Genomic DNA, 14,418 nt, shown 5'->3' with positions numbered 1-14,418 from the left:
CGAACGATGACCGAGGCCAGGCCCAGCAACTTCAGCGATCACCAACTCGGCATCTACGCCGCCGGGATGTTCGCGCAACAGACACCGTCGATCACCACCAACCTGGCGCGGTTAGAGGATCAGGCTGCCGAGAAGCTCTCGCCCGAGGCTCTCGGCTACATCGTCGCCAGTGCGGGCAGTGGCTCGACGGCTCGTGCGAACCGGGCGGCGTTCGACAGGTGGGCCATCACGCCGCGGATGCTGCGGAGCTCAGCGGCCCGCAACCACGCGTGCACCGTGCTCGGCACCGACATGCCCGCTCCGTTGCTGATCGCACCGGTGGGAATCCAGACCCTCGCCCACCCCGATGGCGAGCTCGCCACCGTCCGCGCAGCTGCGGAACTCGGTGTGCCGTACATACATTCGACGCAGGCATCGCATTCGTTCGAGCAGATCGCCGAGGCGGGTGGCGACGCTCCCCGCTGGTATCAGCTGTACTGGCCGACGGACGAATCGGTACTGCTGAGCTTTCTGCAGCGCGCGAAGGATTCCGGGTTCACCACATTGGTGCTGACCCTCGACACGACCCTGTTGGGTTGGCGGCCCGCCGATCTCGACCGAGGGTATCTTCCCTTCCTGGCCAACCTCGGCATCGAGAACTACCTCAGCGATCCGGCGTTCCAGGCCGGGCTGGCCCAGCCCGTCGAGGAGAACCCCGTTGCCGCCGCGATGCATTGGGCGCAGATGTTCCCCAACCCCGGGCTGTCGTGGAAGAACCTCTCGTTCCTGCGGGAGCACTGGGACGGTCCGATCGTGCTCAAGGGAATCTGCACCGTCGGTGACGCGCGAGAAGCCGCAGCGCACGGCGTCGACGGCATCGTCGTCTCCAATCACGGTGGTCGTCAGATCGACGGGGCCAGAGCATCACTGGACGCATTGCCCTCGATCGTCGACGCCGTGGGCGAGCAACTGACAGTGTTGTTCGACTCGGGCGTGCGCACCGGAGCCGACATGGCCAAGGCCCTCGCGCTCGGGGCCGATGCGGTACTGCTCGGCCGACCGTTCCTCTACGGACTCGCACTCGGTGGACAGGAGGGCGTGGCGCACGTATTGCGTTGCCTGCTGGCCGAATTCGATCTGGTGACCAGCCTGTCCGGCCACACCGGTGCGGGCGAGCTCGGCCGCGACTCGATCGTGGAGTCCTGATGGAGTGGACGAAGCACGCCATCTGGTGGCATCTGTACCCACTCGGATTCACCGGCGCACCGGTGCACGGCTGGGACGGGGAGTCCCAAGCGGAGCTGCACCGGCTGAACAGAATCGAGAAGTGGCTCGACTACGCACTCGAGCTCGGCGCGTCGGGCATCGCCCTCGGTCCGATCTTCGAATCCGAGAAGCACGGCTACGACACGGTCGACTACCACCACGTCGACGGCAGGCTCGGCACCGACGAGGACATCGACTCACTGATCGCCGCAGCGCACTCACGCGGCCTGAAGATCATGTTCGACGGCGTCTTCAACCATGTGGCACAGAGCTTTCCGAAGTTCCGTCAGGCCCTGGCCGAGGGACCGGACTCCGAGGCCGCCGGGTGGTTCTATCTGGATTGGTCCGGCGACGAGCCGACGCATCGCAACTTCGAGGGGCACGACGAACTGGTTGCGCTGAACCACGAGAGCCCACACGTGCAGCAGTACGTCGTGGACGTGCTCTCGCACTGGCTCGAACGCGGCGTCGACGCCTGGCGACTCGACGCGGCCTATGCGGTGTCGCCGCGCTTCTGGGCGGCGGTACTGCCGAAGGTTCGCGAAAAGCACCCGGACGCATACTTTTTGGGCGAGGTGATTCACGGTGACTACGACCGAATCGTCTCGGCCTCCACGCTGGATTCGGTCACCCAGTACGAGCTGTGGAAGGCGATATGGAGCGGTCTGAGCGAGAGGAACTTCTTCGAGCTCTCGCACGCACTGGAGCGGCACAACGGCTGGCTCGACGCCTTCGTACCCGCCACATTCGTCGGAAACCACGACGTCAATCGCATCGCGAGCGTCATCGAGGACGAGCGACATCTGCTGCACGCGTTGGTGGTTCTGTTCACCGTGGGCGGTATGCCGATGATCTACTACGGCGACGAGCAAGCGTTCCGCGGCATCAAGGAAGACCGCGTCGGCGGCGATGACGACGTGCGTCCGGAGTACCCCGAATCCCCGGACGATCTGGCCCCGTACGGCTGGCCCGTGTTCCGAATTCACCAGGAGCTGATCGGGTTACGACGCCGAAGCCCGTGGTTGTACTCCGCCCGCACCGAAACTCTCGAGCTCACCAACACCGCACTCGTTTACCGAGCTTCTGCGGACGGCGAGTCGATCACCGTGGCACTGAATCTCGGCGACGACGCGATCGACTACGCGGTCGAGGGCAGGGAGGTGCTGGCCGGGGAAGCGGGCCTGAACGACGGGCGGGTGAACGTTCCGCCGCACGGCTGGGCGGTCATCGGTTGAGGGCCCTGGCCGCTTTCGCGCGGTCGAAGAATGCCAGCAGGTGCGGCAACTTCTCGTCGGTGACAGTGAACTTCATTCGGTCGCCCGAGTAGCCGATGCTGCCGTCGGATGTTCGCAGACCGAGGACGATCTTGGTGCCGTCCCGGGTCGGCTTCGCGTCCACGCCGAGCTGATCCACATGCCACCGACAGCGCCCGCCCGATGCGATCCTCACGGCGGCGTCGAACACCTCGACGGTGCGGTGGTCGAGAACGAAGATGACGTTCTCGTCGAGGCGATACTCCAGGTAGACGCGTTCGGCCATGGCGGCACAGTAGCTTGTCATCGTCGTATTCGGGTATCTATCAACTGAGCTAGAGAGCCGTATCGACGGCAATGCAGCGTCCTGCCGAGACCGGTGGGTACAGTCGAGCGCGACACGGGGTGCCCCCAGGGGCTGAGAACACACCCGTCGAACCTGATCTGGTTAGGACCAGCGAAGGGAATGTCGTGACGTTCGGTATTCCTGTCCCCTCGTGACGGTCCCGACCTCGAACGAGAGGCGAGGCGCATGAAATTCGACGAGCAGACAGTGTTGATCACCGGCGGTGGACGCGGACTGGGGGCAGCGATCGCCGCGGCGTTCGCCGGTCAGGGTGCACGGGTGGTGATCGATTACCGCAACAGCAAAGATGCCGCCGAGGCGCTGGCAGACCGGCTCGGCGAGAACGCGATCGCAGTGCAGGGTGACGTCACCGACGAGTCGGCCGTCGCGGCGCTGTTCGGCACTGCACGTGAGCGCTTCGGCACCCCGATCACCACCGTCGTCAACAATGCTCTGGCCGATTTCTCCTTCGACGGCGATGCCCGCCCCAAGGCCGACACCATCACCTGGGAGCGTTTCGACGCGCAACTGCGCGGCAGCGTCCGCGCGGCGTTGCTCACCACCCAGGCTGCACTGCCGGGTATGCGCGAGACCGGGTTCGGCCGAATCGTCAACGTGGGCACCAACTTGTTCCAGAATCCGGTGGTGCCGTACCACGACTACACGGCGTCCAAGGCAGCGCTGCTCTCGCTGACCCGCACTCTTGCCGCCGATCTGGGCGCGGACAACATCACCGTCAACATGGTCTCGGGTGGACTGCTGCGCACCACCGACGCCAGCGCGGCCACTCCGGCCGAGGTGTTCGACTTCATCGCTGCGTCGACTCCGCTGCAACGCGTCACCACCCCCGAGGAATTCGCCGACGCACTGTTGTTCTTCGCCTCGCCGTGGGCGCGGTCGGTCACCGGTCAGAACCTCGTCGTCGACGGCGGCCTGGTCAAGGACTGACATGCACCTCAACGCTTTTCTCTACGGTTGCGGGCACCACAGTGCGGCGTGGCGGCACCCCGATTCGCGGGTGGAGGACCTGGGCGACATCTCGTACTACGAGGAACTCGCGCAACTCGCCGAACGGGGAAAGTTCGACGCCGTGTTCTTCGCCGACGGACATTCGGTTCGCGATCCCGCCGGGGCCGGCACCTGGTTCCTCGAGCCGATCACCGCGCTGTCGGCCATGGCCAGGGCCACCACGCGCATCGGGCTCGTCACCACCGTGTCGTCGACGTTCTACACCCCGTTCCATGCGGCACGCATGCTGGCGTCGCTCGATCACATCAGCGGCGGCCGGGCCGGTTGGAACGTGGTCACCTCCATGTTCGACGCCGAGGCGCGCAATCACGGAATGGACGCAATTCCGGCTCGTGAGGAGCGCTACGCGCGCGCCGAGGAATTCGTCGATACGGCTCTGGCGCTGTGGGATTCGTGGGATGCCGACGCGTTGACACTCGATCGGTGTGGCAACTACGCCGATCCGGCCAAGGTGCACTCGATCGATCACGACGGCAAGCACTTTCGGGTCGACGGTCCGTTGACGGTACCGCGGTCGCCGCAGGGTCGTCCGGTCCTGTTTCAGGCCGGAGCGTCGGGACCGGGCCGCGAACTGGCGGCCAAGTATGCCGAGGCGATCTACGCCGTCGCCTACGATCTCGTGGCAGCGCAACGCTATTACGAGGACGTGAAGACGCGAATCCGCCATGCGGGTCGCGACAGCGCGACGGTGGGAATCATGCCGGGTCTGGTGACCTATATCGGCTCGACCATGGACGAAGCCCGCCGCAAGAAAGCCGAACTGGATCGGCTGCTCCCCACCGAGCAGTCGTTGGCGATGCTGTCGACATTCACCGGGCAGGACTGCGCTGCTTGGGAACTCGATGCTCCGGTACCGACGCTGCCACCGGCAGCGGAGTTCACCGGACCGCAGGGGCGCTACGAGACGATTCTGCGGATCATCGAGAAGGATGTCCCCACCGTGCGGGAACTGCTCGGCACCCTCGCGGCGGGTGGTGGACACGCCACGATGATCGGTACACCGGAGTCGGTCGCCGACGAGATGCAGTCGTGGATCGGTCGCGGTGCCGACGGGTTCAATCTGATGTGCCCTCGCTACCCGGACTCGCTCGTCGACTTCGTCGATCAGGTGGTCCCTATATTGCAGCAGCGCAGTCTCTTTCGATCGGAGTACACCGCGTCGACGCTGCGTGGGCACCTGGCTCACTGAGTGGATTCACCGAGCGGCCGGACCGAAGACGCCCCGATCGACGAACGCCACCAGAGCGTCGAGTCCTTGCTCGGGCGAGCCCTGCCACAGCCGGGCGAAGTTCTCCGCCGCACCGCCGATCAGCATCGCGGTGGTGGCCGGGGATGCCGGTAGCTCGACGCCCGCCTTCTCGAAATTCGCGAGGCGGTTCACCCACGGCTCGAACTGGACCTGCGTGAATCGGTGCACTCGCTCGGCGAAGTCCGCATTGACGAGTGCGGCGTCGCGGAGGGCATCGATCACCACGCGGTGTCGAGTCATCAACTGCCAGAAGACTTCCACGTGTGGCCGCATCGTGGGGCGGTCGCGGGCCGTCGGATCCTGAGTGGCGACGATGATGTCCGCATCCACACCGATTTGCTCGGCCAACGCCAGCAGTAGTTCGTCCTTGCCGGAGTAATGGTTGTAGAACGACCCCGCTGCGCGGCCGGCTTGCCGGGTGATGTCGACGATCTTGGTGTTGAGGTAACCGGACCGGGCGAACACGACGCGGGCGGCGTTCTCCAGCTCGATGCGCGTCTGTTCGGCCTGCTGCGCCCGGCTCGTGGCCGCCATCGTCACACCCTCCCTGTTGACACCTCTGCCGTCACGATACACACTGAATTCCGATTCAGTGAATATCGATTCGCTTCACAGGGGGACGGATGAAAGCCGCAGTTCTGACCGAATTCGGAGTGCCCACGTACGCCGACCACGCCAACCCGGAACCGGCACCCGGCATGGAGGTGATCGACGTGGCGGCGGCAACTCTCAACGCCGTCGATATCGTCATCGCCGCGGGCACCCACTACCTCAGCCCGCAGTCACTGCCGACCGTGAGCGGTATCGAAGGCACGGGCACCACGCAGGACGGCCGCCGAGTCTATTTCTGCCCGCCGGTCCCGCCCTACGGTTCGATGGCCCAGCAGGCGCTGGTACCGACGGCGTCGCTCGTGGAACTACCCGATGGGCTGGATTTCTCGACCGCCGCGACGCTCGGCAACGCCGGACTGGCAGCGCTGATGCCGCTGACCCACGGCGGCCGGATGAAGGACGGGGAGAGCGTGGTGATTCTCGGTGGCACCGGGGTCGTCGGACGATTGGCCGTGCAGGCCGCCACGCTGCTCGGGGCCGGATCGATCACCGTGGTAGGGCGCGACGAGAGCGCACTCGACGCCACCCGGGAACTCGGTGCCACAGCGACGGTGGCCGTCGGCGACAAGAGCGTCGACGAACTGTCTTCCGCCATTCGGCACGCATCCTCCGGCGCGGACGTCGTGGTCGACTACACCTGGGGCACAGTCGCTCTGGCCGCACTGCGCGCAGGAAATCGGCTCGTTCGTCTGGTTCAGGTCGGCGACCGAGCCGGTGCGGAGGTCGCCCTACCAGCGCAGCTCCTTCGATCGCTCGGGGCGACCGTCGTCGGCTTCATGCCGCTGCACTACGGGCCCGATGCCACGGCGCAGGCCTACCGAACCCTCACCGAGTGGGCCGTGGCAGGCAAGATCACCGTGGAGTACGAGAACGTCCCGCTGGCCGAGGTGGCGAGCGCGTGGAAGCGAGCCCCACTCACCCGTCACAAACTGATATTGGTCCCCTGACCGGCTCGCGCGTCCAGCGAGTCGATGAATTCTCGCGTCAACCTCGCGATGTCGTCGGCATGGGAGATCGGCGACCAGTGTCCGGCCGGAATGTCGTTGCGGGTCAGGTCTTTCACCCACTTGCCGGTGTCGTCGTAGTGATACGGCCGCACGGCGACGTCCTCGGTGTTGACGATGAGGTGGACCGGGATGTCGATGTGTCGGTCGCGTGGATTGCCCAGAATGGGAAGAATATTCGCGCGGTACAGATTGGTGCCGTTGGTGGCGTCGGACCACAGCGTGGGGTTCTGGGTGACGAGGGAGGGATCGACGCCCGAGAACTCTTCGAGAAACGCGGGCCATCCCTTGGCGAACTGCCGTTTGATCCGCAGCTTGGCGAGGAGGGGGATGTGGAAGGTGACGGTGTACCACGACGCGCGTACCTGGGCGAGCACCTGCTTGATACCGGTGAGAGTGGGTGTGCGCAATCGCGACTGCGACCACTTGCCGAGGTGATCGAGGTTCGGGCCGGAAATGGATGTGTACGAGCGGATTCGGTCCTTCGCGCGCGGCTGGGCCGCGGCTTCCCATACCTCCACGGCACCCCAGTCGTGGGCGAGCACGTGTACCGGGGCGTCGGGGCTGACGGCGTCGGCGACAGCGTAGAAATCCGAGGCCAGACGCGCCAGCTTGTAGGCGGACTGCTCGGTGGGAACCGTGCTCTCGCCTGCTCCGCGGGAGTCGTAGCTGATCACCCGAAAGCGGTCCTCCAGCTGGGGCACGATGTGGCTCCACAAATCGTGGGTATCGGGCCACCCGTGGACGAGGACGATGGGATCACCGTCGGGGTTGCCGCTCTCGAACACCGCCAGGCGGATCCCCTCGTTGACGACCGTCGTCCGAACTGCGTTGCTGCTCAACAGTGTTTTCCGTTCTATAGATCGATTACGAGACGCCCGCTGCGTGCCCGGGAGACGCAGATGAGCATGTGATCACGTTGTTCTTCGGGAGTGAGCCGAGATTCGAGATGTTCGGGCTCACCCGAGAGCACCCGAACCTTGCAGGTACCGCAGAAGCCCTGCTGGCACGAGTATGCGATGTTCGGTTTCTGTTCCTTGACCGCGGTCAGCACCGACGCGTCGGCCGCGACGTCGAGCACGGCACCGGTGCTGATCAGCTGCACCTCGAACGGAGTGCCGTCGAGAATGGGCGGCGGGCCGAAACGCTCGAAATGCAGTGCCGTGGCCGGGCACTGGCGAAAATCGCGGCGCACGGCGTCGAGCATGGGGGTGGGGCCACAGCAGTAGACGGCACCTCCTGCGGGTGCACGCTGGAGTAGTTCGCCCTCGGTGGGGTAACCGTAGACGTCGTCGGTGCGCACGAACACGCGGTCCGACTCCCAGCTCTCGATCTCGTCGAGGAACGGCATCGTGTCGCGAGATCGACCGCAGTACACGAACTGCCAGTCCATGCCGAGAATCCGTGCCGCTCGGACCATCGCGATGATGGGAGTGATGCCGATGCCGCCTGCGACGAACAGGGCGCTGCCCTCACCGACGAACGGGAATCCGTTGCGGGGACCGCGGACGGTCACCTCGGTGCCCGGCTCGAGCCCGTGCATCTCGATGGATCCACCTGCGCCGGTGGGGATTCGACGTACCGCGATTCGGTAGGAGCTGCGATCGGCCGGGTTGCCGCACAACGAATACTGGCGGCGGCGGCCGGAGGGCAGGTGCAGATCGAGATGGCAGCCCGGATGCCAGATCGGCAGCTGATCCCCCGTCGGCGAGGCGAGCGTGATGGCCGCGACATCGTTGTCCTCGGCGACGATCTCGCGTTCGGTGACGACCAACGTCAACGCGGAATCGGGATTGTGGCCGGCGACGGCCTCGTCGTACTCCGCACCGGCAGCCGCACGCATGTATCCGTTGAGAAACGTGCCGAGAAGCTGCATCGACCGATCGGGATGTGCCCGTCCGCGCAGATCGGGCGGCGCATCCTTGGGAAGCAGCCGCGGGACGCGACGCGAGGTGAGCTTCACCTCGCCGCAGCCTGCGCGGCCGGCGAGGACGCGAGGTATCGGACGGCCTGCGCTGTCGAGCCCTCCTGGCTGGGGTGGTACGACTTCCTGAGGTAGCGCGACATGCTGCGACCGACGTGCGTCAACGCGGGCAGGGTGCCGCGTCTGACCGACTTCCGCCACAGAGCCGACCGAGGCTTGCGCACGGATCTCGGGGCGGACTGCAGCTCCGGGTCGTTCTTCATCAGGAAGATGATCCCGCGCATCCAGATGTACGCCATCAACGGCACGACCAGCACGAAGGTTCGGAGGCGACGGACCTCGCGCTTGTCGAAGTATCGGAGCGTGTCGTAGGCGACCGAGCGGTGCTCGACTTCTTCGGCACCGTGCCAGCGCAGCAGATCGAGCATGGTGGGGTGGATGCCCGCGCGGTCGAGACCGTCCGCGTTGAGCACCCAGTCGCCGAGGAACGCCGTCACGTGTTCGATGGCTGCGATCAGGGCCAAGCGCTCGACCAGGTTGTTCTTCGCCCGCAGACTCGTCACCGAATCGGCTCCGAGTACCTTGCCGAAGGTCCATTCCATCTGATCGGTGAAAGGCTTGGGGTCGAGCCCCTTGGCCTCGAGGTGAACGAGTACGCCGGTGTGGGCCTCGGCGTGCACGGCCTCCTGGCCGATGAAGCCGATGACGTCGTCGCGCAGCTTCTCGTCGTCGATGTACGGCAGGGCCTCTTTGAACGTGTCGACGAACCAGTGCTCACCGGCAGGCAGCAACAGGTGCAGCACGTTGAGGACGTGCGTGGTGTACGGGTCACCCGGCACCCAGTGCATCGGCAGATCGGTCCAGTCGAACTTCACGTTCCTGGCCTGCAGCATCACTTCGCCGGGATCCGAGGCGACGGTGTTCCGTTCGTTCATCGAGCCACTTCCTCCACATCCGCATGTGTGGCCGATGCCACAGTGCGCGCTTTAGTATAAACACCAGTTACAGGTAAAAGGAACCGTGTCGGAGTCGAGTGAGAGACTGCTGTGATGACCGACTCCTCCCCCGTGTCGATTCCCCCTGCCCCGGCGTCGACTCCCCCGAGTCGCGTCCCCATCGCCTGGCCTGCCGAATGGCCCGTCGAGGTCCGAAGAATCGCCGATGCCACGAACGATGCCCTCGCCGCCGTTGCGGCGCGGGATCCGATCGCGTTCGACGACGCCGTCGAACTACTGGGCCGCTCGGACTCGGCGCAGGCCGGGCACGTGCATGCCGAAATGGTACGCACGTTGCTCGAAGAGGTACATAGCGATGGATTGACCGGCGAGAACGTCCAGGAGGTACTGGGCCGGACCGTGCGCGGCGCGGACTGGCTGCCGAACCTGGACATCGCGGGATTCGTCGAGGTGCTCACCGGAGCCTTGGGCGTCGCCGACGTCGAACAGCAATCACGTACGAAGCCCAGGCCTGCACACGCATTGTTGGTGGTCGCGGACCTACTCGCGGTGCGTCGCGGTCGCGCCGAGACCTACCTGCGCCGTGCACTGGCCGAAGTCCACCGAGCCGAGACGATCGAGATGCCCTAGCGAGATCTTCCCCTGTCTTGCACGAGCGCTAGACAGGGGAAGAAAGCGCTACCGATGCAGGATGTTCGCCCCGGCGAGGACAGCCCTGATCGACGACAGGTCGGCGTCGGCAGCCATGCCCATCGACCATTCGCGACGACCGTCGTGCTCGGCGAGGATGAAGGTTGCCGTCTCGTCGCCGATGATCTGCTGGTGGAACGAGAGGATCTCGATCCGGAATCCGGCGTCGTGGAGCATCGACGTCAACGCCTCGATTGGACCGTATGTCGTTGCGGCACAGGCGATGATCGTGTCGCCGATGCCGAAGGTGGCGTCGAACTCGATCTTGCAACCGGTGGATTTCGTCCCGGTCCACGATCCGAGCCGAAGAGGCCCGGTGGTGGGCGAGAAGCGGTCGGTGAAGGCCGTCCACGTCATGGAGTGCCAGGTGGACTCGGCGATCTGGTCCCGCATCGTGCGCGGTAGAGCGCAGCCGAAACGGCCGTGGAAAGGGTCTGTGGCGATAGAAGAAGCAAGTGCATTCATGGGAGTGGTCTTCCGGATGTGAAGGGAGGACCGAGATAGCACGACGACCCGCAGCGAGGGGTCGGTCCGAATCAGACCCCGCTACGGCGGCGTACTACGAGAATGCGCTTCACAGCGACGAACTTAGCCGCGACCTGGACTGCCGCGCAAGTATCGAGCGAATACAGATCTCTAGGACACGAGCTAGATGTCCGCATATATCGCACGATTCGTTGTAACTTTGGCCCCATGGACCCCGTGCGTAACCCTTACGCTCCCGGCGCCGGCCAGCGCCCACCCGAGCTCGCAGGCCGAAAAAAGCAGCTCGACGCCTTCGACGTCGTGCTCGAACGCATCACCCGCGGCCGACCCGAACGCAGCGTCGTACTCACCGGGCTGCGAGGCGTCGGGAAGACGGTGCTGCTCAACCAACTCCGCTCCGCCGCGATCGCCCGCGGATGGGGCACCGGCAAGATCGAGGCTCGCCCCGACCAGGAATTGCGTCGACCGCTGTCGTCGGCGCTGCACATGGCGGTTCGTGGGATTGCGGCCTCTCACCGCGATCCCGAACGCGTCGACGAGTTCCTCGGCGTGCTCAAGGCCTTCGCACTGCGCGCCACCGCGGACAAGGGCATGCGGGAACGCTGGCAACCCGGCATCGACGTCCCGGCCAAGACCGGCCGCGCCGACTCCGGCGACATCGAGATCGACCTCGTGGAACTGCTGCTCGACGCCTCCGCGCTGGCCGGCGACGTGGGCGTGGGCATCGCCATCTTCATCGACGAGATGCAGGATCTGGGACCCGCCGATATCTCCGCGCTGTGTGCGGCCTGCCACGAGCTCAGCCAGGACACCGCGCCGCTGATCATCGTCGGGGCCGGGCTGCCGCACTTGCCCGCGGTGCTCTCGGCGTCCAAGAGCTACTCCGAGCGCCTGTTCAGCTACCACCGGATCGGCCGACTCGAACGAGCGGCGGCCGATCTGGCCCTGATCGCCCCGGCCGACCGGGAGGACGTCGAATTCACTCCGGACGCTCTGGATGCGCTGTACGCGGCCGCCGACGGCTACCCGTACTTCGTCCAGGCGTACGGCAAGGCGACGTGGGACCTCGCGGCCGACACCCCGATCACCGTCGAGGACGTGCGCGTCGCCGCCCCGACGGCGGAGGAGGAACTGGCCGTCGGATTCTTCGGTTCTCGCTACGAACGGGCAACGCCGGCCGAGCGCGAATACATGCGTGCGATGGCCGAACTGTCGGTGGACGACAGCTCGGTACCGACCTCGGCCGTGGCGACCGAGCTGGGGCGCAAGCCGGCGTCACTGTCGCCTGCGCGGGACGGACTGATCAAGAAGGGCCTGATCTACTCGGCCGAACGAGGAACCATCGCCTTCACGGTGCCGCACTTCGGCCGCTACCTGCGCGCGCAGACCGACGAACCTGCAGCGGTGTGAGCTGTCAGTGCGCCTCGGCGCGCTCGACACACAGCTGCTCGAGCTTCCGCACTGCCCTCGCGTCGGACCGATCGACGTTGACGAGGTCTGCGTCACCGTCGTAGAAGTCGACCAGACGCTGATCCATCACCGTGCGCCACAGCGGCGGAACCAGCGCACAGAAGATCATCACCGCGTAGCCGGCCGGTAGCTGCGGGGATTCGTCGACGGTGCGCAACGACTGGTATCGGCGCACCGGATTCGCATGATGGTCGCTGTGCCGTTGCAGGTGGTAGAGGAACAGGTTGCTCCACAGGTGGTCACTGTTCCAGCTGTCCCGGTGGGTCGGCTTTCCGTAGCGGCCGCTCGGCCGTTTCTGTCGCAGCAATCCGTAGTGCTCGAGGTAGTTCGCTGCCTCGTACAGCACGATGGCGATCGCGGCCTGAATCAGCAGGTACGGAACGACCACGGTGCCGAAGACGGCGATCAGTACGGCGAACAGGGCGACGCTCATCGCCCCAGCGTTGAAAAGATTGTTTCGGTACGACCACCGTGACAGGCCCTGCCGGGCGAGGCGTCGGGATTCCAGCGTCCAGGCCGAGCGCAGGCCGTGGACGATGGTGCGCGGCAGAAACTTCCAGAACGACTCGCCGAACTTCGCCGATGCCGGGTCCTCCGGGGTCGCTACACGCAGATGGTGTCCGTGGTTGTGTTCGACGTAGAAGTGTCCGTACAGGGTCTGTGCCAACGTCACCTTCGAGAGCCAACGTTCGAGGCGCGCCCGCTTGTGACCCAGTTCGTGCGCGGCGTTGATGCCCACTCCACCGACGATTCCGACGGTGATCGCGAGGCCGATTCGCTCGGGAACTCCCAATGGCCCGTGCGCCCACAGATAACAGGCCGCGACGAGCCCCGCGTACTGCAGCGGCAGGAACAGGTAAACGCACCAGCGGTAGTACGGATCGTTCTCCAGCGCGGCGATCGCCTCGTCCGGGGGATTGCTGCGATCCACCCCGGCGAACCTGTCCACCAGCGGTAGGGCGACACCCATGATCATCAGGCCGAGGGTCCAGAACGCCCCGGGGCCGAGGAGTGATACCAGCCCCCAGGCCAGGAACGGGCTCAGAGGAATGATCAACCCCAGCGGCCACAGGTAGCGTTTGGGGTCGCGCCACCGCGGCGACGTGCTCGTGGCGGACTCGTCACGCATTCTTGATTCTTCACTCCTGGTCGGTGCCGTGCCCCGGGGTGCGAGGACTGATCGGTAGTGGCGTGTCACAACTACATCGCCCGTTCCACGATGATAGTTACCCAAGCAAAAATTTGTGGGTTCGCCGATGAGCCGTCGAAGGCCCCGCCGCCCTTGTACGGTGACCGAATGAAGCATGTCGAGTCGTCGTTCGTCGGCGTTCACGGAACCCGAATCGTCTACGACGTCTGGACACCGGAGACCACGTCGACCGGGATCGTGGTGCTGGCTCACGGCTTGGCCGAGCACGCCGGCCGGTACCGGCACGTCATCGAACGACTCGGCTCCCTCGGGCTCGTCGTCTATGCACCCGACCACCGCGGCCACGGACGATCCGGCGGCAAACGGGTGTCGCTGGAGAAGTGGTCCGACTTCACCGACGACCTGCACACACTGTTCGGCATCGCCGCCGCCGAGCATCCGAATCAGCGCACCTTCCTGCTCGGCCACAGCATGGGTGGCGCCATCGCACTGTCGTACGCCCTCGACCACCAAGACGACCTCGACGGCCTGATGCTGTCCGGGCCCGCGGTGGCCCCCAGTGTCGGTCAGCCGAAAGCCCTGGTGGCCGTGGGTAAGGTCCTCGGACGTTTCGTACCGGCAGTTCCCGTGCTGAAGCTCGACCCAGCTCTCGTCTCGCGCGATCGCGACGTGGTCGATGCCTACGTCGCCGATCCGCTGGGCTACCACGGCGCGGTTTCGGCCGGCCTGGCCGCAGCCATGCTGGGCGTCGGTGAGACCTTTCCGACGCGACTGCCTGCGCTGAGGATTCCCGTGCTGTTGCAGCACGGAACTGCAGACCGATTGGCCGATGTCTCGGGCAGTGAACTGATCGCCGAGCGGGCCGGATCCGACGACCTGACCCTGAAGAAGTACGACGGACTGTTCCACGAAGTGTTCAACGAACCGGAGAAGGAGCGCGTACTCGACGACCTCATCGCTTGGCTACGTCCCCGTGTACACACCGGCGCTGTAAGTTCCTGACG

General features: G+C 65.5%; 15 protein-coding genes and 1 riboswitch. Of the genes, 8 read left to right on the top strand and 7 right to left on the bottom strand.

Annotated features, from left to right (window positions below; genetic code table 11):
• Positions 1 to 6: 6 nt before the first annotated feature.
• Both CH296_RS08595 and CH296_RS08590 read left to right on the top strand, forming a co-directional pair.
• Positions 7 to 1,185 carry an alpha-hydroxy-acid oxidizing protein gene (locus CH296_RS08595; protein WP_094684511.1) on the top strand — a complete coding sequence of 393 codons (1,179 nt, stop codon included), beginning with the start codon at positions 7 to 9 and terminating at the stop codon, positions 1,183 to 1,185.
• Positions 1,185 to 2,480: an alpha-amylase family glycosyl hydrolase gene (locus tag CH296_RS08590; protein WP_094684510.1), complete on the top strand. Its 1,296-nt coding sequence runs from the start codon at positions 1,185 to 1,187 to the stop codon at positions 2,478 to 2,480. The genes CH296_RS08595 and CH296_RS08590 overlap by 1 nt, the downstream gene beginning before the upstream one ends.
• On the opposite strand, the gene CH296_RS08585 is transcribed toward CH296_RS08590, so the two are convergent.
• On the bottom strand, positions 2,470 to 2,784 hold the full coding sequence (locus tag CH296_RS08585; protein WP_094684509.1) for a hypothetical protein: 315 nt from the start codon (positions 2,782 to 2,784) through the stop codon (positions 2,470 to 2,472). The two genes, CH296_RS08590 and CH296_RS08585, sit on opposite strands and share 11 nt — an antisense overlap.
• A 105-nt stretch (positions 2,785 to 2,889) precedes the next feature.
• Positions 2,890 to 2,982: riboswitch (TPP riboswitch) on the top strand.
• A 48-nt stretch (positions 2,983 to 3,030) separates the two neighbouring features.
• Between CH296_RS08585 and CH296_RS08580 the strand changes: the two genes are divergently transcribed.
• Both CH296_RS08580 and CH296_RS08575 read left to right on the top strand, forming a co-directional pair.
• Entirely contained in the window at positions 3,031 to 3,792 is a 762-nt protein-coding gene (locus CH296_RS08580; protein ID WP_094684508.1) for a 3-oxoacyl-ACP reductase, read from the top strand.
• 1 nt (position 3,793) lies between these two features.
• Positions 3,794 to 5,062: an LLM class flavin-dependent oxidoreductase gene (locus CH296_RS08575; RefSeq protein ID WP_094684507.1), complete on the top strand. Its 1,269-nt coding sequence runs from the start codon at positions 3,794 to 3,796 to the stop codon at positions 5,060 to 5,062.
• Positions 5,063 to 5,068: 6 nt separating this feature from the next.
• Here the strand turns inward: CH296_RS08575 and CH296_RS08570 are convergent, their stop codons facing one another.
• Positions 5,069 to 5,656: a TetR/AcrR family transcriptional regulator gene (locus CH296_RS08570; protein ID WP_032396816.1), complete on the bottom strand. Its 588-nt coding sequence runs from the start codon at positions 5,654 to 5,656 to the stop codon at positions 5,069 to 5,071.
• Positions 5,657 to 5,745: 89 nt separating this feature from the next.
• Between CH296_RS08570 and CH296_RS08565 the strand changes: the two genes are divergently transcribed.
• Complete coding sequence (locus CH296_RS08565) at positions 5,746 to 6,681, top strand: zinc-binding dehydrogenase (RefSeq protein ID WP_094684506.1); 936 nt, start codon at positions 5,746 to 5,748, stop codon at positions 6,679 to 6,681.
• Here the strand turns inward: CH296_RS08565 and CH296_RS08560 are convergent.
• From CH296_RS08560 to CH296_RS08550, 3 genes are read right to left on the bottom strand one after another with little or no spacing between them, the layout of a single operon-like run.
• The gene (locus CH296_RS08560) at positions 6,657 to 7,580 is read right to left on the bottom strand and encodes an alpha/beta fold hydrolase (RefSeq protein WP_094684505.1); all 924 of its coding nucleotides are present in this window, start codon (positions 7,578 to 7,580) and stop codon (positions 6,657 to 6,659) included. The two genes, CH296_RS08565 and CH296_RS08560, sit on opposite strands and share 25 nt — an antisense overlap.
• A 14-nt stretch (positions 7,581 to 7,594) precedes the next feature.
• Positions 7,595 to 8,701, bottom strand: coding sequence for a PDR/VanB family oxidoreductase (locus tag CH296_RS08555; protein WP_094684504.1), 1,107 nt, complete (start codon positions 8,699 to 8,701; stop codon positions 7,595 to 7,597).
• On the bottom strand, positions 8,698 to 9,597 hold the full coding sequence (locus CH296_RS08550; protein ID WP_032396813.1) for a metal-dependent hydrolase: 900 nt from the start codon (positions 9,595 to 9,597) through the stop codon (positions 8,698 to 8,700). Before CH296_RS08550 ends, CH296_RS08555 begins: the two co-directional genes overlap by 4 nt.
• Positions 9,598 to 9,711: 114 nt before the next feature.
• On the opposite strand from CH296_RS08550, the gene CH296_RS08545 reads away from it, so the two are divergent.
• Positions 9,712 to 10,248 carry a hypothetical protein gene (locus tag CH296_RS08545; protein WP_230596940.1) on the top strand — a complete coding sequence of 179 codons (537 nt, stop codon included), beginning with the start codon at positions 9,712 to 9,714 and terminating at the stop codon, positions 10,246 to 10,248.
• A 48-nt stretch (positions 10,249 to 10,296) separates the two neighbouring features.
• Here the strand turns inward: CH296_RS08545 and CH296_RS08540 are convergent, their stop codons facing one another.
• Positions 10,297 to 10,773, bottom strand: a complete 477-nt coding sequence (locus CH296_RS08540) for a 2-isopropylmalate synthase (RefSeq protein WP_094684503.1) — start codon at positions 10,771 to 10,773, stop codon at positions 10,297 to 10,299.
• A gap of 228 nt (positions 10,774 to 11,001) precedes the next feature.
• Between CH296_RS08540 and CH296_RS08535 the strand changes: the two genes are divergently transcribed.
• On the top strand, positions 11,002 to 12,204 hold the full coding sequence (locus CH296_RS08535; RefSeq protein WP_094684502.1) for an ATP-binding protein: 1,203 nt from the start codon (positions 11,002 to 11,004) through the stop codon (positions 12,202 to 12,204).
• Positions 12,205 to 12,208: 4 nt separating this feature from the next.
• Here CH296_RS08535 and CH296_RS08530 read toward each other — a convergent pair whose 3' ends face one another.
• Complete coding sequence (locus CH296_RS08530; protein WP_094684501.1) at positions 12,209 to 13,393, bottom strand: alkane 1-monooxygenase; 1,185 nt, start codon at positions 13,391 to 13,393, stop codon at positions 12,209 to 12,211.
• A 168-nt stretch (positions 13,394 to 13,561) separates the two neighbouring features.
• On the opposite strand from CH296_RS08530, the gene CH296_RS08525 reads away from it, so the two are divergent.
• Positions 13,562 to 14,416, top strand: a complete 855-nt coding sequence (locus CH296_RS08525) for an alpha/beta hydrolase (protein ID WP_094629146.1) — start codon at positions 13,562 to 13,564, stop codon at positions 14,414 to 14,416.
• Positions 14,417 to 14,418: the final 2 nt, after the last annotated feature.

Origin of the sequence: Rhodococcus sp. 14-2496-1d, from assembly GCF_002259365.1 — a bacterium.
GTDB lineage: Bacteria > Actinomycetota > Actinomycetes > Mycobacteriales > Mycobacteriaceae > Rhodococcoides.
Note: the sequence above shows the minus strand (reverse complement) of the source record. Positions and strands in the feature narration are given on the sequence as shown.